The sequence below is a fragment of the Marinobacterium iners DSM 11526 genome, from assembly GCF_900107855.1.
GTDB classification, from domain to species: domain Bacteria; phylum Pseudomonadota; class Gammaproteobacteria; order Pseudomonadales; family Balneatricaceae; genus Marinobacterium; species Marinobacterium iners.
This window is the reverse complement of record NZ_FNRJ01000004.1, coordinates 42,054-63,690: the sequence shown is the minus strand read 5'-3', so window position 1 is coordinate 63,690 and position 21,637 is coordinate 42,054. Positions and strand designations below refer to the sequence as shown.

General features: G+C 51.9%; 20 protein-coding genes and 1 pseudogene. 5 read left to right on the top strand and 16 right to left on the bottom strand.

Annotated features, from left to right (window positions below; genetic code table 11):
* Position 1 precedes the first annotated feature (1 nt).
* From BLV48_RS06270 to BLV48_RS19130, 10 genes and pseudogenes are all read right to left on the bottom strand, one after another.
* Positions 2-2,905 (bottom strand): PilC/PilY family type IV pilus protein, encoded by a 2,904-nt coding sequence (locus BLV48_RS06270; protein ID WP_091824726.1) that lies wholly within the window; start codon positions 2,903-2,905, stop codon positions 2-4.
* 18 nt (positions 2,906-2,923) lie between these two features.
* Entirely contained in the window at positions 2,924-3,412 is a 489-nt protein-coding gene (locus BLV48_RS06265) for a pilus assembly PilX family protein (RefSeq protein WP_091824724.1), read from the bottom strand.
* Positions 3,409-4,437 (bottom strand): PilW family protein, encoded by a 1,029-nt coding sequence (locus BLV48_RS06260; RefSeq protein WP_091824721.1) that lies wholly within the window; start codon positions 4,435-4,437, stop codon positions 3,409-3,411. Before BLV48_RS06260 ends, BLV48_RS06265 begins: the two co-directional genes overlap by 4 nt.
* A 2-nt stretch (positions 4,438-4,439) precedes the next feature.
* A complete protein-coding gene (gene pilV, locus BLV48_RS06255; protein WP_217632961.1) occupies positions 4,440-4,892 on the bottom strand; it encodes a type IV pilus modification protein PilV in 453 nt (150 codons plus the stop codon).
* Positions 4,889-5,407: a GspH/FimT family pseudopilin gene (locus tag BLV48_RS06250; protein ID WP_091824719.1), complete on the bottom strand. Its 519-nt coding sequence runs from the start codon at positions 5,405-5,407 to the stop codon at positions 4,889-4,891. The genes pilV and BLV48_RS06250 overlap by 4 nt, the downstream gene beginning before the upstream one ends.
* Positions 5,408-5,653: 246 nt before the next feature.
* Complete coding sequence (locus BLV48_RS06245; protein WP_091824716.1) at positions 5,654-5,908, bottom strand: hypothetical protein; 255 nt, start codon at positions 5,906-5,908, stop codon at positions 5,654-5,656.
* A gap of 57 nt (positions 5,909-5,965) precedes the next feature.
* Entirely contained in the window at positions 5,966-6,490 is a 525-nt protein-coding gene (locus tag BLV48_RS06240) for a hypothetical protein (protein ID WP_091824713.1), read from the bottom strand.
* A gap of 101 nt (positions 6,491-6,591) precedes the next feature.
* Complete coding sequence (locus BLV48_RS06235) at positions 6,592-8,358, bottom strand: PglL family O-oligosaccharyltransferase (RefSeq protein ID WP_091824710.1); 1,767 nt, start codon at positions 8,356-8,358, stop codon at positions 6,592-6,594.
* Positions 8,359-8,383: 25 nt separating this feature from the next.
* Positions 8,384-8,746, bottom strand: a complete 363-nt coding sequence (locus tag BLV48_RS19450) for a type IV pilin protein (protein ID WP_091824707.1) — start codon at positions 8,744-8,746, stop codon at positions 8,384-8,386.
* Positions 8,747-9,064: 318 nt separating this feature from the next.
* A pseudogene (locus BLV48_RS19130) lies at positions 9,065-9,170 on the bottom strand (prepilin-type N-terminal cleavage/methylation domain-containing protein); the annotation flags it as partial.
* Positions 9,171-9,460: 290 nt separating this feature from the next.
* Between BLV48_RS19130 and pilB the strand changes: the two are divergent.
* The 5 genes from pilB to BLV48_RS06200 are packed head-to-tail and all read left to right on the top strand — an operon-like array spanning position 9,461 to position 14,130.
* Positions 9,461-11,179 carry a type IV-A pilus assembly ATPase PilB gene (pilB, locus tag BLV48_RS06220; protein WP_091824704.1) on the top strand — a complete coding sequence of 573 codons (1,719 nt, stop codon included), beginning with the start codon at positions 9,461-9,463 and terminating at the stop codon, positions 11,177-11,179.
* Positions 11,180-11,191: 12 nt separating this feature from the next.
* The gene (locus tag BLV48_RS06215) at positions 11,192-12,433 is read left to right on the top strand and encodes a type II secretion system F family protein (RefSeq protein ID WP_091824701.1); all 1,242 of its coding nucleotides are present in this window, start codon (positions 11,192-11,194) and stop codon (positions 12,431-12,433) included.
* 3 nt (positions 12,434-12,436) lie between these two features.
* Positions 12,437-13,306, top strand: a complete 870-nt coding sequence (locus BLV48_RS06210) for a prepilin peptidase (RefSeq protein WP_091824698.1) — start codon at positions 12,437-12,439, stop codon at positions 13,304-13,306.
* Positions 13,306-13,917 carry a dephospho-CoA kinase gene (gene coaE / locus BLV48_RS06205; protein ID WP_091824695.1) on the top strand — a complete coding sequence of 204 codons (612 nt, stop codon included), beginning with the start codon at positions 13,306-13,308 and terminating at the stop codon, positions 13,915-13,917. The genes BLV48_RS06210 and coaE overlap by 1 nt, the downstream gene beginning before the upstream one ends.
* Complete coding sequence (locus BLV48_RS06200) at positions 13,918-14,130, top strand: DNA gyrase inhibitor YacG (RefSeq protein WP_091824692.1); 213 nt, start codon at positions 13,918-13,920, stop codon at positions 14,128-14,130. It abuts the gene before it with no gap.
* 18 nt (positions 14,131-14,148) lie between these two features.
* Here BLV48_RS06200 and BLV48_RS06195 read toward each other — a convergent pair whose 3' ends face one another.
* The 6 genes from BLV48_RS06195 to BLV48_RS06170 all read right to left on the bottom strand — a co-directional run bounded on the left by BLV48_RS06195 (position 14,149) and on the right by BLV48_RS06170 (position 21,564).
* Positions 14,149-15,435: a sugar transferase gene (locus tag BLV48_RS06195; protein ID WP_091824689.1), complete on the bottom strand. Its 1,287-nt coding sequence runs from the start codon at positions 15,433-15,435 to the stop codon at positions 14,149-14,151.
* Positions 15,436-15,513: 78 nt separating this feature from the next.
* Positions 15,514-15,984, bottom strand: coding sequence for a nuclear transport factor 2 family protein (locus BLV48_RS06190; RefSeq protein WP_091824686.1), 471 nt, complete (start codon positions 15,982-15,984; stop codon positions 15,514-15,516).
* On the bottom strand, positions 15,981-16,763 hold the full coding sequence (locus BLV48_RS06185) for an SDR family NAD(P)-dependent oxidoreductase (protein ID WP_091824683.1): 783 nt from the start codon (positions 16,761-16,763) through the stop codon (positions 15,981-15,983). The genes BLV48_RS06190 and BLV48_RS06185 overlap by 4 nt, the downstream gene beginning before the upstream one ends.
* A complete protein-coding gene (locus BLV48_RS06180) occupies positions 16,760-17,476 on the bottom strand; it encodes a DUF6134 family protein (protein WP_091824682.1) in 717 nt (238 codons plus the stop codon). The genes BLV48_RS06185 and BLV48_RS06180 overlap by 4 nt, the downstream gene beginning before the upstream one ends.
* A gap of 82 nt (positions 17,477-17,558) precedes the next feature.
* Entirely contained in the window at positions 17,559-19,241 is a 1,683-nt protein-coding gene (locus BLV48_RS06175; protein ID WP_091824679.1) for a methyl-accepting chemotaxis protein, read from the bottom strand.
* A 100-nt stretch (positions 19,242-19,341) separates the two neighbouring features.
* Entirely contained in the window at positions 19,342-21,564 is a 2,223-nt protein-coding gene (locus tag BLV48_RS06170) for a heavy metal translocating P-type ATPase (RefSeq protein WP_091824676.1), read from the bottom strand.
* Positions 21,565-21,637: the final 73 nt, after the last annotated feature.

Sequence of the window (21,637 nt, the reverse complement as noted above, 5' to 3'; positions counted from 1 at the left end):
CTTATTCCTCCAAGACCTCGCGCCAGCTCTGCCGATCTTCAAAACCAACGCCTTTATTCTCAATGAATTGAGTTTGTTGACTGAAAATTTTGACTTCATTATCTTCGTCAGCTGAAATAACCGGCTTTGGCAAAGCCTCATTAAATTTCACTCCAGACAATGGGTACGAATTGACACCATCCGAATAAAAATCGTTACGATCGAAGGTTTTATCATCATTCATGTCGAATGGACTATACGTGAGGCGGCTTCCAGTAAGTGCATCAAGATCCATTACCCAACTGTCTGAATCACTGTCACACGGATCATCCTTCAGCAAAGGTATGGTCGTTGGAAAAATAACTTTACCGTTGCGTATAGTTGGTGTGGTTATAACTCTTTCATAATTCGGGGCACTTTGATTAAAGTCCATGTACCATCCCAACTTGGCACCCCAATTAACAGCATTATTACTGGTTACGCGAACTTCATTTATATTACCTCCAAAAGCTTGCGCACCTTCATAAATAATACTTTGTTCTTGAAGGACCCCTCTACCAGAAACAGGAGTTGTATTACCGTCACCGTTTTTATCCCAAATAGCATAGAACGATTGTTTACCAGCACCTTCGAGCGATCTATCAATTGTTTCAATATACTTGCCCGTACCAAAGTAAACCATAAAACCACCCTTAGGGTTACGTGTTACCGTTGGGCGCGCATCAGGAGCTACCAAAATCGGCTGGTAATAAGTATTGCCACTCTCTGTGTATTTTGCCTTGAACAGAGGATTGCCATTGAATGCCACTTCCATTTTCAGATTAGATGGATTTTTCTCATTCTTAGGTGTTAAGTCAAACTTCCACAAATTACCAAAAAGATCACCAGCGTACACATAATCCACAATTGAATCTTGGTTATGATCAACTGGTGCAACTGTACCTAAGCCGTTTGGCCGACTTCGGCCAGCTACTGGATCATCATCAAATCCAATGCCGGTATCAATTTTCTTAATTAACACACCCGTTTCAAGATCCACAACAAAAAGCACAGCATTACCTGTTGCACTCACTAAATTATCGCCGCTGTAACTTTTTTGTGTATTATTGTAGCCATTACCGAATATAGCAACCCAGGTCCCATCAGCCAACCTTGAAATCGCTGGGCGACTAAAAGAATACCCCAAATCCGGGTCCGTAAATTCCCAGAGGAAGCTATTTCCACTAAGGGCATTTGGATTAGTCACATCGACAGCAAATACAGACTGTCCTCCCGCATTCAAGCCACTAACCAGAACACTTCTCCACTGCTTACTACCAGTACCGTTAGCTTTGATAAATGCATCAATAACCGTAGGACTACCATCTACAAAATAACGATGGGTGTAGTTGGTGTTTGATAATTCTGGCAGCTTATGAATGACTTCCTGAGGGATAAAGGCAAACTTTTCAACCCCGGAAGAGTTGAAGCCATGTAACATGCCATCATTAGAACCAACATAGACCATTTCTTCCCGGTTTTTCATGCTGGTTTTAAAAACAGAATAAGCGGTAGACTCAAGACCCATTGGATATCTGAAATTGGGCTCTCCAACAAACACAGGACTTGAATTTACAATATCACCCAATAAACTATTACGTCTGCGGTACTCAGCTGCTGACTCATATTGTCTGTCGCCTCTTAAATAATTCAAAACCGTAGAACCATCCGAGCCAACTTTTCTAGCATTATCAAAGTAAGTGGCAAAGCCGGTATTTTTAATGTTATTCCAGGTAAAGGTTTTAGCTGCACCACTATCATTAAAGAAAATCTTGCGATTCGGGTGACTTGGTATCCTTGTTGAAGCCTTCCAGACCTCGTCACCATCTTCATCAACTTTGGTTAGCTCACCACTCCAATCCAAACTACTGTATGAAGGAAAGAAAATATTGGCTGTTTGCACGATACCACTTGATGCAGCCGGGGATGATGAGCTCAATGAACGGGCAGCTATATCTGATAGTGCTGATGTCAATGCTTCTTTCAATTCATCAGCATTATTGGTGACCCAGGATTGCCCTCCCCCTAACGCTGCAGTCTGGCGAAGCAAGTCGTCATCCAACGCAAAACCTATGGTATAGGTTTGCATATTTTGCTGTTTAAAACTTGGGTCATCCCAGCTGCCACCTTTTATGTCGGTTCCAGTTGATAAAAAATCGATATCATTGGCAAACATGGCAACGTCATCTAGAGAATAACGTGAATTTCCTGCCGAACCAGCCCAGTTTTCAGGATTTTGACCATTAGGCCCTTTCGGGTCATCAGAATTATTATTGGGCACACTCGTATCTGATGTAGGCAAACCATCAGAGATAACAACTGCATAGTTTTTTTGACAACGGTATTGAATGGGTGACTTGTATCGCCCCCCTTCACCCAGGGCTCCATTATTCTCACCGAAGTAAGGCCTAAGCCCACGATAGTAACGTGTTACTTCATATAGTGTTTCAGCGACCGGTGTATTACCATTTGCAGTAAAACCATCAACAATAAACTGAAGGCGCTCCTTAGAAAGTGCACCGCACTCTGCATAATAAGTAGTTTGATTCCACCTATCACCTTCACTACGGGATGATATGGAACCACCTTGATTATCGCGATCAAGATTAAACATACCAAAACGAACGCCTTGAACATCTTCTATTACATCTTTGGCAACTTCTTGCGCAACCTGCATACGCGTTTTGCGGGGCCAGGTTCCAGAGACAGTAGATCTCATGCTTCCTGAGGTATCCATCACCAACACAACATTGGGCTCTACTTTTTCGGTAGAGACTGCCAAAGGTTCTGTAGAGATAATGAGGTTATCCACCGCCATAGCATGTTGATTAATGGCAAGACCTATTAAACAGGCCATAAGATTCAATTCAAAAAATTTATTTCTCATGCTATACCTGCCTTATATTCAATCAAACCGTTTTGCACTTGTGCTTTCAAGTACCGTAATGGCATTAGGGCTTTGCCCTGTCCCTCTAGCCATGATTCTGTAAATATCCCGACCTTTACGCCTTTCAAAACCAACCACAAGCTCATCAGGTAAAAATTCCATCTCTTCCACTGCCATCATGGGATCTGCACTTACCCCGGCAATATCAATAACACCTGCGCTACCATACTCCAGGGGGGCATTCCAACTAATTTCATCATCAAACAACCACTGCCCATTTGGCGAAGGTGGGGACGTTAGCCCACGCAACCAGTCCTCACGTTCCCTCAAGCCAGCCTCAGCTGCCTGAAATGCCATGTTTTTATCGCGCAGGTTACCTGACATTTTCTCTTCCATAGTGGTTGTCTGCATAGCCCCAAAACCGATGATGGCTATCAAAATCAGCATGATCATTGCAACAACCAATGTTGCGCCCCGCATTCTTTGAGTCGGCTTGATTTCTCTCATGGCAGGCGGTTCCTGATTCCTACATTTGTCGTGAAGACCCTTCTGAGGCGACCGTCGCCTGGGTCAGCCAGTGCATCCCAAGGTACTGGTAACGCCTGAACCTCATCAATGACATTTGTTGAAAGACTTGAGGCAAGCAGATTCACTTGAACAGCCACAACATCATCCCAGTCGGCTACAGCACCTGCTGCCACATAACGGTCTGCCGTTCTATCACCATCGGTATCTTCGCCATACAACAACTGCATGTCTTCGATGCCGTTAACCAGCTCTTCATCGACCGCAGCGCCTGTGTTGAAGCTCGCGCGGCGAAGCGCCGGCTGGCCGTCTATGCCGTTGCCTATGTAATAGGCTGTGCTTTGAAACAGGAAAATCTGCATACTTTCATCGTACGCTTGACTAAACTGATTCGTATTGGCGTTGAAGTTTTTATTTCCTGGCGAAACATTCCCCCCAGCACGGTTAAGGTTACTCGCCGTGGGTTGACTAGTATTCTGGAATATATCGCAGCTTTGTGAATTACCTACGAAAACAACCTGTCCACTTTCCACACCGCTCGCAGTGGTTAAATTAATATTACCAGCATTAGCGGGTGTATTGCCGTTCGCTGTCACCCCTGAAACAGTAGATGCACTCTTCAGCATCAGCACATCTCCTCTCACATATTCAGGCAGAGTTGCTGCCAGTGTGCCTGCTGAGTCATCCCAGCCAAAAACGGGGTCATTCAGATCGAACAGGGTATCATCATAAGCAGCGTTGCCTTCATCAAGCAGGTTGTTTACCTCGCCTTGGCAAGCCGACTTAAAGCCTGCCTGGCGGATATCCCGCGACAAAAAGAAAACACCAAAACGTCCACTTTCCTGCACACGAGACAAGGCCTCAGTTGTTGCTGCCGTGCGGGCACCACTGAGGTACACCGTTAATACCCCCATCAAAATAAGCAGACCAATCACAAGAGCGATCATCAGCTCTACCAGGCTCATACCCGCCTGCACTTTGGACTGTTTCAAAGGCTTGTGCTGCATACTTAAATGTCCGTTTGGAAAGTCAAGGAACCAACGTCCGCATCATTGCTGACATCTCCAGCATCATCCACCACCTCACCGCGCTGATCGTTCCAGTTGATGGTAATTTGAACCTCATTATCATTCCGTACAACGTTTGCTGCCGCACCACCACCAAGGGTAGCGGCCAAACGCGCATCCCAGTTGGTACGATACCCACCTGCACCATCATCGAAGCCTCCGTCGAGCGCTTCAAAGCGTTGCGCCCGCATGGCATCAGCCAACTCGTAAGCCAGAATAGTAGCTTGTGATCGCAGGTAGGAACTTTGATTGCCCTTGAGCGTGTATACCTGCATGGACAGCAATCCCAGTAACCCGATGGTGATAATCAGCATTGCGATAATCACCTCAACAATATTGAAACCCGATTGCTTTGCAATAGGTGTATACGATTGTCGCCTCATCCGATTCTTCATGGGCACCCTCCTTTAAACACCGACCCTGTTGGCCTGAGGCAATAATTTTGTGACTCACCGTGCACATTTACTGAAAAGCCAACAGCAGGGTCCGCCCGGCCATCACGCGAAAAGGTGATTTGATTCGCACCTGCCGCTACAGCTGCAGTCGCGACCGGGTCCCAGGCACGAATAACCTGCAGCACATTTCCTCCCGCATCCATCTCAAGCACCATTAGCCCATCAGCCCAAGCAGCATCCCCACTGCAGGCCGTACCGGCAGCGTTTCGCTCACACAGCACAACCCCCCCACCGGCCGGTAACTCACGAGTGATTGCTTCAGATCGCGCAAGATTCACGGCAGCAATGAAGTCATCATTGGCACGGTTGAGACGACTGTTTTCGAAGAAACTTTGAAAGCTGGGAATGCCAATTGCGAGGATGATCGCGAGAACTGCGACCGTCACCATCACCTCGACCAGGGAAAACCCTGCACCAAGCGTGCGACGTACATTCAATGAGTATTCGGACTCCACGCTATATCTCCTCTAAGCGTCGACATACGCTCATTATGGCAGAGAACCGACAGGCTTACACAGCAGCAGCCAAGGCAGGGAAGAAAACCCGCCGACATGGACTACTCCGTCAGTCCTGAAGATTCACCGTTGCAACCTCTATCGTGCTTCAACAGCCTTCCTGTCCACAATAAAGCAACATAAAGACCAAATAGCAAGTTCAACTGATGCATTACCGGTTATATATTGATCAGAAGCAAGAGCATGCTAGTCAGACCCCGTATAGAAGCCACGAGGCGAGCGCTCAAGCACATGACGGTGAGAACCTTTGCGCCCGATGCCTACCTTGATGACAACCATGGGCTCTTCATCCACTTCGCCAGCCTGAACAGCGTGGTGCGAAACATCTTTTACGCGATAACGGTCATTTTCAAACACAACAAATTCTCCAACCAAGGGACGCGCCGCCAAGTTGACGTTGGTTTCATGACCATCTTCGAAGCACAACCTTGCATGAAACACTTACCCACTCCTTGTGTGACTGCCATACAAACCCGAGTATAGCATTTCGCAGCCGGTTCAGTTCCGCCCTGTCACCTTACCGTTAACAAGGTACACGTACTGACGTTTTCCATCGCGCTTATATACCCACCGCTCACGATACTCACCAGACTTGTGCTGTGAACGATTAATTTCCAGAGGACGGCCCCAGGCATCACGCACGTCGCTTTCGGTCATTCCGATAATCACCTCACGGTTGAATTTAGCTGAGGTGATGCGATCTTTTCTGGCTTGTTCGCGCTCTTTTGCCTCTCGCGAAGCAACAGCCTCACGGGCACGCTGATCAACTATTCGCTCTGATTCACGGGCTTTATGTTCACGTCGCTGGATATATCGCTGAGTATGATCATCCAGCGTATGATTGGCGGGCTTATCTGCAGGCGCTGGAACATAAAGCTCAACCGGCCTGCCGCCTGCCTCGCAGGGAGTGCTTTGGTAGACTTTGCGGTCGCCGACGGTGCAGCTGTATACCTGTGCAGCGGCTTGCTGAGTCGTTAATATCAGTGCGACTGCGATAGCGGCCGTAGTAACTGGTTGTAACATAGTTCCACTCCCTGGCTTTTAAAGATCAGTGTACTCCCTGCACCGCTTATGCTTGAGATAGATCACAAACAACCTTCCCGCTTTAATGCGACACACAGCTATCAATGCGCTTTTTCGATATAGTGTTCAGGATAAGGCTCAAAAAGCTTTGCTCTTTCATAAACACTCAAAATCACTGGATGCTTTGGAAAGAAATAAAGTCCCTGAGCGACTGTTTTTTCCATCATCTCATTATTACCTATGTAATAGTATGCCAATGCAAGGTTATGATACGTATTTACATCAGGCACGCTATCTAAATAATTTTCCGCCCAAGCCACATAATCATAAACAGATTGATTTGTCCCATTTTTCAGATCAGTATTCAATAATACTTGGTGGGTTAATAATGTCGCAAAATCACCAAAGTACGGATGGCTCTGAGCAGCACGCAGCTCTTCCAAATTCACATCATGGTAATAAAGCAGCGTAGTAAGATCACGGCTTGTTTTAAATGTGGATATACAGAACAGAAGCACTGATATGAAAATCAACCCACCGACAACCGGTGCTACAGAAAGCATCGTTCGCGAGCATTTTAATCGAAGTGTTTTTGAAAATGGCTTAAACAGAAGATAAGCAAGAAACAGAAACAAAAACCAATGATAGTGTGAATAATAAAATGGTAGCTCCACCTGCGTATGCAAGGCTATAGGTACCAATAGCGCCGCCATGGCACCACCACGCTGCCAACCGATTCGGTACAACTGCATGATAACTGCCAGAATTAGTACTGCAATACCGATGACCGCCAAAATACCCGCCTCAATCGCCCACAGAAGAATTTCATTGTGCGGATGGGAGAAACGATCATGCCCTATCAGGGGCTCACCACCTTCTCGTTCGAGATACTCAGCTGCCCTGTCATGGAAAACATGCTGAAAGCTGCCTATGCCGTGACCGATAAGCGGCTGGTCAGTAAAAATATCCCACGAGATGGCATAGACATGCTGGCGTGCATCTCGCCCTTCATCAGCCAGACGCTCCAGCTTTGAGGTAGCCACCCACAGACCATCACTGGTGGCAACACCCACTCCGCTCCCCGATCCCAGCGTAAAAATCACTGCTACAAACACCAAGGGGCGCAGCTTGAACTGTTTATAGCGAGCTGCAAGCATTAGCGGAACTGCAATAACAAAGCTCAACAAGCCCACACGTGAACCGGTCATCATCACAATCATGCTGCATCCGAACAACGCCGCAAACACGATACCCTTCAGAGACAACGGCCTGCCGCGAAAGCCCGGAGTCGAGCAAAGATACAGGCTTAATACAATTCCGGTAACCATCGCAGAAGCAAGATTGTTGCGCTGGGCAAACACACCCAACGGCTCAGGCTTCGCTGGATGCGGGATCAAGGCGTAGAGCAGCCTGCCAGGCAACACCTGCAACAGTGCAACAGTAGCATGCAGTAGAAGCCCGGCCAAAATAATATACAGTACGTTATGTAATACTCTTGAGCTTGGCTTGAACTGGTGTAAAGAAAACAGAAACACCGGCCCTGAAAGAAGGAAAATTCCGTTATAGAACCAGCCTTCTGTCGATGACCAGGATGAAACAGCCGACCCTGCCAGCATCAGCAGGCCAAAGGACAAAATTCGCTTAAACTCCAGCGGAAGAATCAGGGAACTTGACTTATAAACACGCCAAAGAGCACAGAAAACAGCAAACCCGGGGACAATCCAAATAAAGATATTATGTGGTATCAGTAAAGCTTTTTCGTAAGCCGCCGGAATATAGAAAAAAGGAATGAAAGAAAAAGCCGAAACCAGCACATACAGAGCGACCGCGAACTGCCTCGCCTGAGTAGTTTTGAACAAAGCATCCATCCTTGGTCTCTAATTAGCCAGACTATTAAGGCCCAACAACACTGGAATCAAGGAAGCAAGCGGTATTGGATTGAAGGTTACAGCGAGTGCCAGTTGTGCCAGGACTGACAGGGTAAGCATCTAATACCGTACTCGCGCTCAAACCAGCAAGAGTTGCAGCGTTAGTTGTGCTGACACATGCAGATAATGGAGGTACTGGTATAGGCATCGAGTTATCTACTGCAAGCATGACACTCATAGCATAGCCTTTAACCTCTGCCAAGCAAGCATTATTGGCAGCAGAGCGAACATATCTCAAATATGCAGCCAAGCTTACAGTGGCCAAAAGACCAATAATAGACACCACAATCATCAACTCAATGAGTGTAAACCCTTTTGCCTTGCTCATCGCCACCTCCGGCATTTCCGGACATCAGCCAAAGACAAAGAAGCCCCGACAATGCGGGGCTTCTTCCAATTTTTTCAAATTAAGGCAATGAGCAAGTACCACTTGGTGTACATGTAGTGTTTTGATCACCAGGACCACTTGCAGCTACAGTGAACACCAAATCTGTTGCACCGTCATAGGTGCCAGGGGCGGCGCTATCACAAGCACTTGGTGTCATAGCGCTAAATGCAGAGGCAGTTCCAGTTTGTGACCATGAGACAATAGCAGAATTCATATAAGCCTTAGCCTCTGCCAAGCACGCATTGTTCGCACTCTGGCGCGTGTAATCCTGATAAGCAGGCAGCGCGATCGCAGCCAAGATACCGATGATCGCTACAACGATCATCAATTCGATCAGGGTAAAACCCTTCTGATTATGGGTCATCATCTGTTGTTTCTTCATCGTTTGTCTCTCCAGCGAGTTAACATTCCATCGATACAACACCGAGGACAACTCCTGTCGCCTCTGATGCTGAGTTGATACTAGGACACCCCCTTTCGCGTGTCCAGCCTTAACACAAACTTAACGCTAAATTAAGTTGAGCTGAATCAAGCAGAAGCCATTTTACCCTTAGCTGTTTACAGTTTGAGTGCCGCTGTGCTTTGATTGCGCCTATGATTGCCGCTTACACTACAGCTCACCACATTACATAGCTCAGCCTTACAGGAGTTACGGTGCAAAGAGGATCACAACCCCTTTCGGGGCTGGCCAAACGACTGGTCAACGACGGTGTTTTCTCCGCCGAGGTCGCACAGGATGCAGTGGCCGAGGCCCGTGAGGCCAACACAGCCTTTATTACTCATATCATCAAGCACCGCCTGATCAGTGCCAATCGCGCGGCGGTTGCGGCATCTGAAGAGTTTGGCTTGCCTCTGCTTGATCTTGACGCCCTACCCGACAATTTTTTTGAGCATGAGTTGATCTCTGACGATTTGGTCAGCAAGCACCGCGCCCTTCCACTGCTGAAGCGTAACGGGCGCCTGTTTGTGGCGATGTCTGACCCGACCAACATCCAGGCACTGGATGAGATCAAGTTTCATATCGGCTCGCCCACCGAAGCGGTCATCGTTGAAGATGATAAGCTGACACGCCGCCTTGAGCACTACCTCGACAAGGCCAATGATGCCATGGGCGAATTGGACGATGCAGAGTTGGACAGCATCGATCTCGGTGATGATGGCGCCGCTAAAAAAGAGGAAGAGCAGACTGCTGAAGAGGCCGCCAGCGAAACCCCGGTGGTACGCTTTATTAATAAGGTGCTGCTCGACTCAATTAAAAAAGGGGCTTCTGATATCCATTTTGAACCCTACGAAAAAACGTACCGCGTGCGCTGCCGCATTGACGGTATTTTGCAGGAAGTACACCGGCCACCGTTGAATCTGGCCTCGCGCCTGACGGCACGCCTGAAAGTCATGTCGAAAATGGATATCTCCGAAAAACGCTTGCCACAGGATGGTCGCATCAAGCTCAAAGTATCAGCCAAGCGTGCGATTGACTTCCGTGTAAACACCCTGCCCACACTGTGGGGTGAAAAGATTGTGCTGCGTATACTGGACCCCACCAGTGCTCAGCTTGGGGTTGAAGCGCTGGGCTTTGAGCCCGACCAGAAAGAGGCATACCTGGGCACGCTGGAGCAGCCACAGGGAATGATTTTGGTCACAGGCCCCACCGGCTCGGGTAAAACTGTAACGCTGTACACCGGCCTGAATATTCTGAACACGGAAGAGCGCAATATCTCGACCGCTGAAGACCCGGTCGAGATCAACCTGGAAGGGATCAACCAGGTACACGTGAACGCCAAGGTGGGGCTGACCTTTGCCGAGGCACTGCGCTCATTCCTGCGCCAGGACCCAGACGTTGTGATGGTGGGTGAGATACGCGACCTTGAAACTGCTGAAATCGCGATCAAAGCGGCTCAGACCGGTCACATGGTCTTATCGACTTTGCACACAAACAGTGCACCTGAGACTCTCACGCGGTTGCGTAATATGGGTGTGCCTGCATTTAACATCGCCACCTCCGTCAGCCTTATCATTGCACAACGACTCGGGCGCAGGCTGTGCGAAAGCTGCAAGGTGCCAGTGCATTTACCGGAAGCTGCCCTGCTTGAACAAGGCTTCAACGCTGAAGACATTCCTGGTTTACAGTTGTACGATGCCAACCCTGAAGGGTGCAGCCGCTGCAACCGTGGCTACAAGGGGCGCGTCGGTATCTATGAAATGTTGAGCATGAGTGGTGAAGTCGCTGAGTGTATTATGGATAACGGTAATTCTATCGATATACTCAGAGTGGCCAAGCAGCAAGGTTTTAAAACATTAAGGGAGTCTGGCCTGTTAAAAGTGGCCAGCGGTGTAACCAGTCTGGAAGAAGTCAACCGGGTGATCAAGACCTGACAGGGATAGATTATGGCAACAGCAGCCAAGCGCAATCAGAATGATGAGAAACAGCTTACATTCGCCTGGCAAGGCAAGGATAAAAGCGGAAACGTCAGCAAGGGTAAAATTGATGCCGTTGACCTTGCATCTGCCAAGGCATTGCTTCGACGCCAGGGAATCAATCCTCACCGCATCAAGCGTGAAAGCACATCACTTTTCAGCAGCCGCAACAAGCCAATTAAGCCTGTTGACATAGCCTACCTTATCCGCCAACTGGCGACGATGATGAAAGCAGGGGTTCCACTGCTGCAGGCACTCGATCTGGTGGGCAATGGCGCCGAGAAGGTCAAGCTTAAAAAGCTCATTTACGATGTAAAAGGCGACGTTAACAGTGGCCTTGATTTCGCCGGTTCCCTGTCACGCCACCCGGATCACTTTGACAGCCTTGTATGCTCTCTTGTGCAAGCCGGTGAACAGTCCGGCTCGCTAGAGACCATGCTGGACCGTATTGCCACGTACAAGGAAAAAACCGAGTCTCTCAAGAAAAAAATCAAGAAGGCGATGACTTACCCCATCGCGATCATTCTTGTCGGTATTGCAGTATCTGCCATTCTACTGGTGAAGGTTGTACCGCAGTTTGAAGCCATATTCACAGGCTTTGGTGCAGACTTGCCAGCCTTCACCCAGCTTGTAGTAGGTATGTCGGAGTGGATGCAGAAATGGTGGTTTGTTGTTCTGCTCGCCATCGTGGCGCTGTTTTTTGTATTCACCAAGCTCAAAGCCAAGTCTGAAAAGTTCTCTGACTTGGTTGACCGAGCTGTGCTGCGCCTCCCTGTTTTTGGTGGCATTTTACAGAAAGCAGCTGTCGCTCGCTTTGCACGCACACTTGCAACTACGTTTTCCGCCGGTGTTCCTTTGGTAGAGGCACTTAACTCAGCCGCTGGGGCCGCCGGTAATGTGGTCTACCGCAATGCGATTATTCAGATTCGAAATGGCGTTTCTACCGGACAGGCTCTGCAACATGCCGTGCAGATGACGGGTGTATTCCCGGTGATGACCGTGCAGATGATTTCCATTGGTGAAGAGGCCGGCTCGCTTGATCATATGCTGGACCGGGTTGCTACCTTCTATGAAGAAGATGTGGATAATGCCGTGGACAACCTTTCCAGCCTGCTGGAACCAATGATTATGGTCATTCTTGGCGTGCTGGTGGGCGGGCTTGTTATTGCCATGTATCTGCCGATCTTCCAGCTGGGCCAGGTGGTTGGCTAAGCAATGATTGAATTATTAATGACAGAGCCGCTGGTTGCGGCTTTTTTTGCTTTGGTTATCTCACTGCTGGTGGGCAGTTTCCTGAATGTGGTGATACTGCGCCTGCCGGTTATGATGCAGCGCGAGTGGGATGCAATGCTACAGACTGAGGCTGAGGCTGATGCCGATGCGTCTGCACCCGTACCTCAGGAGCGCTTTAACCTGATGGTGCCGCGTTCACGTTGCGGTAGCTGCGGCCACCTGATTCAGTGGTACGAAAACATTCCAGTGGTCAGCTGGCTGCTTTTGCGTGGCCGCTGCAGTGATTGCGGCACGCGCATCTCGGTGCGCTATCCGCTGGTCGAGCTGATCACAGGTCTGATCGGGGGCTGGTTGATCTGGCATTTCGGCCTGACACCTCAGGGCATGGCACTGGTGGTCCTGAGCTGGGCACTCATTGTGCTCACCTTTATCGACCTGGACCACCAACTGCTGCCCGACAGTATCACTCTGCCCCTGTTGTGGCTGGGGCTGCTGCTGAATACCCAAGGTGTATTTACCTCTCTTGAAAGTGCCGTATTCGGTGCGGCCGCCGGCTATCTTGTACTCTGGGCCGTTTACTGGCTGTTCAAGCTGGTGACCGGCAAGGAAGGCATGGGCTATGGTGACTTCAAACTGCTGGCTGCCATCGGTGCCTGGGGCGGGGTACAGGTACTGCCGCTGGTGATTTTGCTGTCATCGGTGGTGGGTGTCGTGCTGGCGTTCAGCCTGATTGCATTACGTCGCCATAGCGCGCAGAATCCACTTCCGTTTGGGCCCTATCTGGCAATTGCCGGGTGGATCGCACTGGTCTGGGGTGATCAGATCATTTCCGCTTATTTGGGGAGCTTTTGATGCTGGTAGCAGGACTTACAGGTGGAATCGGCAGTGGCAAGAGCGCTGCATCCGACTGTTTTATCTCACTGGGCGTTCCGGTGATTGACGCCGACCGTGTAGCTCGACTGGTAGTAGAACCCGGCAGTGAGGCACTGGACAAGATTGCCGCTCACTTTGGCGACCACGTCATCCAGGCCAATGGCAACCTCGACCGCGCTGCACTGCGCCGTATCGTGTTCGACAAGGAACGCGAACGCAACTGGCTTGAGGCACTGCTGCACCCTCTTATTCGCGATCACATTCTGGATACACTTGAACAGCTGGACGAACAGGGCCACGCCTATGCCATTCTGGCTTCACCCCTGCTGCTCGAAACCGACCAGCACCTGCTGATCAGCAAGGTGATTGTGGTGGATGCCCCCGAGGCACTGCAAATCAGTCGTACCATGGCTCGCGATAATATCGAGGAAGCACAGGTACGCCAGATTCTGGCGGCTCAGATGCAACGTGAAGAGCGCCTGAAGCACGCTGACTTTGTGCTGGACAACAGTGGCAACGAAGATCAGTTGCGCGAGTCGGTCAACGCCCTGCACCCGCAACTTTCGCAACTGGCACAGGAGGAGGTGTAAATGGCCGGCAAACTGCTCGACTGCCCTCAGTGCGGTATACCCACCCTCTACTCCATCGATAACCCGGACCGACCGTTTTGCTCAAAACGCTGCCGCATGATCGACTTGGGTGAGTGGGCCAGCGAGGGGTATCAGATAGCGGCAGAGCCGGAGTTTGATGAATTCAGCTCGGATATGCTGGAAGACCCGGGCATGATGCAAACGCGCCATTAAAGCACACCTCATCTCGTTTCAACGGGCGCCAAAACCGGTCAGAATGACACGCAGAGTGCGCAGTACAATCAACAGGTCCACCCACAGCGAGAAGTGCTTGATGTAGTAAAAGTCATGCTCGATCTTGATGCGGGTTTCGTCACTGTCACCAGCATACCCCTGCATTACCTGCGCCCACCCCGTAATCCCGGGTTTCACAACATGACGGTAGGCGTAAAAAGGGATTTCCTGCTCAAACTGTTCCACAAATACAGATTGTTCAGGGCGTGGCCCTATCAAACTCATATCCCCTTTCAGCACATTGAAGAACTGCGGCAGTTCATCAAGCCGCGAGCGCCGCAAAAAACGCCCCAACCGAGTGATGCGCTCATCCCCCGACTGTGCCAGCAGCTGGCCATTCTTTTCAGCATCATGACGCATGCTGCGGAACTTGCAGATTTTGAAAGGACGCCCTCCCTGCCCCACCCGTTCTTGAATAAACAATACCGCCCCGGGGGAATCCAGCTTAATGGCGACCGCAACCAACAGCATCAGTGGCAGCCAGGCAGGCAATGTGATTAGCACGATGATGATATCAATCAGCCGCTTGAGTGACTCATAGGCGGGTGATGGCTGCAAACTGCCAAACTCATTTTCGGACAGGTGATCAATACGTACACGGCCGGTAATGGATTCGTTCAGCTGCTTGATATGATAAACCGGTATGCGATTGAGCGTGGCATGGGCCAGAAAGCGCTGCCACTGGGGCGACAGTTCCGCGTGAAGATCAGCTACTACGGCATCGAAACGACGACCGCCAAAACTCGGCTCGGCCAGGGTGTGAAACCGATAGAATGCGGTCGATTCAAGCCGTTCTGTTCTGACTGAAGGTACTACGGCGATTTTTTGGGTACGAAAGCGACGTCCTACAAAAATGGCTGCGCCACTCCAGAAACAGGCCGCAATGAAGCCATACAGGTGCCAGTGCCACAGTACCGGCTGGTTTAGCAACAGAATAATGGCGCTGACCAGAAACCAGGCAAGGGATACCGTTGGCAGTATGTGTGCAAGCGAACGCGCACCGGGATAGATGCGCAACCGGCTGAGAAAAAACAGACTTAACAGGTAAGCACCGACCAAGGCAGTCAGTGTTACGCTACCCACTGACCAGCGCAACTGCATGTATTCCGGTGCCAGCAGCCCCAGCGGCAACAGGTACAGGCAAACGCTGCCAAGCACAAATTGAAACGGTAACCCCAGCAGCAGCCTCTCATACCAGCGTGAGTGACGGCGCTCATAGTGCGGAATATGTGGGGCTACTGACATGGAGAATGTTTCACGCTGCTGACATCAAGCTGCCAGTATACGCGTTGAAACCTTAATATTCAGCGTCTGTGAACGGTTTCAGTTTGGAGGCGGCAGTGCCATTTTGCGTTTAACCCGCCGCAGCAATGCGCCGATCAGCGGCAATTGCAGGTACACTGGGGCACTGTCCCAGTAGTCCAGATGCTCTGCAACCCTGCCCGCCTCATCCAGCCAGATTCGGCTGCTGCCTTCTACCTTCAGCTCACCGATCACCGGCACCTGAGCAGCAAACTGCCAGCGCAGCCAGGCACAGCGATTGGGCTCATGCCAGCAGACTTCGAGCAGTTCAAAGGCCGGCTTTCCGGCACGTTCAAACATGTCATTCAGCAGCGCCCGCACCGAGTGGCGTCCGTAAAGATCATTGAACGGGTCACGAAAGTGCACGTCTGGTGCCAGGCGTTCGCAGAGGTCGTTTACCCGGTCGGGCGTCAGGCTTGCGAAGGCCTCGGCATAATCGCGCGCCTGCTGTTCTAGTTCTGTGGTGTCTGCATCCATGATGATTTTGCTCAAAACCCAGTGCTGCGCTTGATGAGTTTGAAGTAGAGACCGTAGGGTAGCATGCGCAGCAGGGCCAGCGTACGCGCAAACGCCGAAGGGAAGCGGATCTCGAAACGGCGGCTTCCGAGCCCCTTGACCAGCTGGTACGCGGCCTCTTCTGGGCTGATCAGCTGCGGCATGTCGAATGGGTTCTGGTCGGTCAGAGGAGTGCGTACAAAGCCGGGGTTGACCACCTGCAACTGCACGCCACTCCCCTGTAGCTCGACCGCCAGTGCTTCGCAGGCGTTGACCAAAGCCGCCTTGCTTGCTCCGTAGGCTGCGGCTGTCGGCAGACCTCGATAACTTGCCAATGAAGCTACACATGCCACTTGCCCATGTCCTCGCTTGCGCATGCGCGGCAGCACCGCTTCCAGCCCGGCCATGACTGCCAGAAAGTTGATGTCCATCAGACTGCGACAGGTTTCCACCGACAGCTCGTCCAGTGTCATGGGTGTATGATTGCCTGCATTGAAGATCACCAGGTCAGGCAGGCGCCATTGCGCCTCGATCCAGTCCAGTGCCCGTTGATTGGCATCGGGTTGGGTGACATCCATTTCCAGCGGCAGTATACGTCCGATATAACCGGCTTTTCTGGCATCATCCGCCACCTGTTGCAATATTTCACGTCGACGCCCACTGATGACAACATCACTGCCCTGTTCTGCCAGCCTGAGGGCCGTGGCCCGGCCAATGCCGGTGCCGGCACCGGTGATCCATACCAAGGGCCAACGTGGAATGCCGTTGATATTCATGGTGCCTCCTTAAGCGCCAATGGCACTGCCTCAGGCTGTAATCGCACACGGATGCGACTGCCATCGCGAGCACTGAACTCCATGCCCAGCCAGCGACCATTTTGATCGTACCAGCTGTGAGTATCGTCCAGATCCCCTCCCAATTGGTAGTGAGTGGCCACTATTGCTTCGTTGCCAAGCTGCACTGTTTCACGCCCCAGTTCGGTGACATTCAACTCGCTCACCTCGCCGGTCAGTGTATTCAGCAGCTGCTGCTGTAGTGGAAGCTGAGGGTGCCAGTGATTTGAAGTAAGCAGTCGCTGACCCAGAGGCTCACAAACTGCCGCCTCAACACGGCACAGCCGATCATTTTGACGCTCAATGCGGTGTAATGTCAGCGCTCCATCGTCATCAATTCTGACGTTCAATTTCTGCAGCTGTCCATCAGTCGACCATTGCTCTTGCGCTGCATACTCAAAATGGTAGTTGAACAGTGCCAGTACACGAATCTGCAGCTGCATCTCTATATCGACCTGCAGTCGGTCGGCCTGTTGGTCAAACCGAAGTCGGTAATGGCCTATGGTTTTGCCTTTGCGCTCAACGCTGTATAACGCTTCAGTGCCGTACAAATTCAGTGGCGACACAAAACCAGTGCCCACCCCGACCTGAGCGGCAGCTGCCTGAACGGTCGCCAGCAACAGCGCCGACACCAAGATGTGACGAAGTATACGCATAAAAAATCCCCCGCTCACTGATACGCGCTCGAAATGCGGGCGGTTCAGTCAACGAGGGATTATCGGGTGGCAATGGCGCCGGTTACGCCTTGAAGCGGGATACCAGCTGGTTCAGGCGTGTTTCCAGTTCGCCCATCTGGCTGGCGGTACCGGCCAGCTCTTCTGCATTGTGCGTGGCCTTGTCAGCAATATCGGCAATCTGCTGTACGCTCTTGCTAATTTCGTCAGCCACCGCGGTCTGTTCTTCCGCTGCACTGGCGATCTGGGTATTCATTTCAGTAATGGTACTGACCGAGTGGGTAATCTGCTGCAGCGAGTTGCGTGCTTCATCGGCCCGTTCGATGGTGTCTTGGCTTTGCGCCTGCGAGCTTTGCATCTCGGTAACCGCATTGCGTGCGCCGGACTGCAACCGTTCGATCATGCGCTGAATTTCGTCGGTGCTCTGCTGGGTACGGGTTGCCAGGGTGCGCACTTCGTCAGCAACAACAGAGAAACCACGCCCCTGCTCGCCGGCGCGGGCTGCCTCAATCGCCGCGTTGAGCGCCAGCAGGTTGGTCTGTTCCGCGATGGACGAGATAACATTGATCACTGTGCCGATCTGATCGGCATCGGTGCCGAGGCTGGCAATGACCTCTGCCGAACGGTTTACGTCATCAGCCAAGCGGTTGATCGATTCGATGGTATGCTCAACCACCTTTTGCCCATTTACCGACTCGCCATCGGCTTCACGAGCGGCATCGGCTGCCTGAGCAGCACTGCCAGCCACTTGCTGAACCGCGGCTGCCATCTGGTGAATGGCGGCAGCGGCCTGTGAGGTTTCACCTTTCTGTTTATGGGCATCTTCATGGGTTTGGCTCACCACATGTTTCATCGACTCGGTTGACTGACTCAGTGAGCGCACCGCAGTTTGCACTTCGCGTACCAGTTGCTGGATTTTTTCGACAAAGTCATTGAACCCCCTGGCCACATCACCGACTTCATCATCGGTTTCAACCGGCAGGCGCTGAGTCAAGTCACCTTCACCGCGCGAGATATCCTTGAGGGCCGCAGCAGTCTGCTGCAGCGGGCGTACCATACGCTGTGCGACATACAGGGTTACCAGCGATACCAGTACCAGCAGGATCAGCGCGGAAATACCAATGATGCCAAGCGTGGTCGCGATAGAAGAGCGAATCTGATTTTCCAGTTGCGCAACCGCGGCATCAATATCATCGATGTAGAAGCCGGTGCCGACAACCCAATCCTTACCCGGCAGCGCCTGTGCATAACTCAGTTTCGGCGCATCACGCCCCAGCTGTGGCTTTTCCCATGAATACTCAACAAAGCCTCCCCCGCTGCGCCCTGCCTTGACCAGCTCTTGGGTGAACAGAACACCGTTCGGATCTTTCAGACCCGAAAGATCTTTGCCAATAAGCGAAGGGTTCGTGCCATGTACTTTCGTGACCCCCTGAGGATCAAAAGCGAAGATATAGCCATCCGTGCCAAAACGCATGGCATTCAGCACTTCGGTTACCCGCTCCATTTTTTCATCGTCGGTGATGCCTTTGCGCGCCAGCAACGGCTGCACGGCGCTGATCGCCTGCTCCACGTAATGGCGCAACTCGGTCTGTTTGGTGGCCAGCATATCCTTGCGGATGCGCTCCACCTCTTCATCACCCATCGCCTGCATCTGCACGCGAACAATGATCATGATGGCCGCAACCACCAGCAACAGGGGCACCAGAGACAGGAGCAACAGCTTACCCTTCAGTCTGAGTTTGCTCATCTTTAGTCCTTACACAGGCAGGGGGTTTAAAAATAAGCCTAGTTTACTGCAAAACATTCTGTTGTTCTAATAAATATATGTTTTATGTCAGCATATTGATTTATCTCAATGCAATATTCTTAAGCCGCCTCGCATTGGTTACCACAGTGACTGAAGATAGCGCCATGGCTGCGCCGGCGATGGCCGGGTTGAGCAGCAGGCCCAGCAACGGGTACAGCACACCTGCCGCCACCGGAATGGCGAGGCTGTTGTAGATAAAGGCACCAAAGAGGTTCTGTTTGATGTTACGCACTGTTGCCCGCGAGATGGCGATGGCATCCACCACTGACGTAAGGCTGGAGCGCATCAGTGTGACATCGGCAGAACTGATCGCCACATCGGTGCCCGACCCCATGGCGTAACCGATATTCGCCTGCGCCAGCGCCGGTGCATCGTTGATGCCATCACCCACCATTGCGACAATTTTGCCTTCTGCCTGCAGCTCCTTGATCACCTGCTGTTTCTGTTCCGGCTTGACCTCGGCGATGACACGGTCAATACCCGCCTGCTTCGCGATCGCGTTGGCGGTGCGTTCGTTGTCCCCGGACAGCATCACCACTTCCAACCCTTGGCGATGGAATTGAGCCACCGCTTCGGTGCTGTCTTCGCGCAGCGGATCAGCCACCGCGAGCAGCATCACCGGCTGTTTGTCCACCGCCATCCAGATCAGAGAACGACCGGCCTCACTGAAGCGCTCGGCGTGTGGCTCAAACTCAGTGGTATCAACCCCCTGCTCTTGCATCCAAAGTTGATTGCCCAACAGTATGCTGTTGCCTTCGACTTCGGCCTGCACCCCACTGCCGGCGGCAGCTTCAAACGATTGGGTGTCTGTCAGTGTGATCGCCTTGTCGCGGGCGTATTCAACCACCGCCTGTGCCAATGGGTGTTCGGAATGCTGTTCGACACTGGCGGCCAAACGCAGCAGTTCGGTTTCGTCACCTTCGCAGTGAAGGCCGACAACCTGTGGTTTGCCTTCGGTGAGGGTGCCGGTTTTATCCAGCACCAACGTGGTGATCGATTGCGCCTGCTGCAGCGCTTCACCGTTGCGAATCAGCACACCCTGTTCGGCTGCACGCCCCACGCCCACCATCACAGACATCGGCGTCGCCAGCCCTAGGGCGCAGGGGCAGGCAACGATCAGTACGGTCAAGGCCGCCACGATTGCATAGGGCCAGGCAGGCGCCGGTGCCAGCCAGAGCCAGAACACAGCTGTAAGCAGCGCGATAAGGATCACGACCGGTACGAAGATGGCCGAAATGCGATCGGCCAGCCGGCCCAACGCCGGCTTGGCGTTCTGGGCTTCACGTACAGTGGCCACAATCTGTGCCAGTACGGTTTTCTGCCCCACGGCGCTGACTTCGATCAGCAGACTGCCCTGCCCGTTAACGGTACCGCCCGTGACAAGATCACCGGGCTCGCGCTTGACCGGTACCGGCTCGCCGGTGAGCATGGACTCATCCACATGGCTGCTGCCCTCCAGCACCGTGCCATCGACCGGGACCCGCTCGCCGGGGCGAATACGCACATGATCTTCCGGTAACAACATTGCCACCGGTACTGACTTGCTTTCGCCATCACGTACCCGCATCGCTTCACGCGGCTGCAGATCCAGCAGCTTGCGAAGGGCATCGGTGGTATTGCCGCGGGCGCGGCTTTCCAGCGCTTGCCCCAACAGGATAAAGCCGAGAATCATCACCGCCGCTTCGTAATACAGATGCATCGCGGCGTCAGGCAATATGCCGGGAGTGCTCGCGGTGATAATCAGCAACCCGGTGGAGTAGACCCAAGCGGTGCCGGTACCCAGAGCAATCAGGGTATCCATGTTCAGGTCACCGCGGAATAGCCCCAGCCAGGCGCCTTTATAGATATGGCCTGCGCTGTAAACCATGATTGCCAAAGTGACCACGCCCAGCGCGACGCCCTGAAGCACTCCCCCTGTGGTATGCAGGTCGGGCATCCAGCCGATCAGCATGGCGAGCATCAATACACCGCCTGCCGTTAATGCAACCAGACTTTTACGCAGCGTGAGACGATAGGCTTCACGCTCCTGCTCGGCCCGCTTCTCGTAGTCGTCTTGATCCTGCATCAAGTCAGCACCGTAGCCGGCTGCCTCCACCGCCCTGATCACTACACTGGGGTCGGCATCGGTCCGTACCGTGGCGGTACGGTCGGCAAAGTTGATCGCGAAGTCCTGAATGTCTTCGGTACTGTTGAGGGATTTTTCGACACTGCGCACGCAACCGGCGCAGCGCACGTTGTGCAGGGCAAACTGATAGATAGCCATCTTGAACCTCGTGTGATGGTATTTGATGGCTTAAGCATAAACCCTGAAGTGGGGTATAGGGTCAAGAATCCTA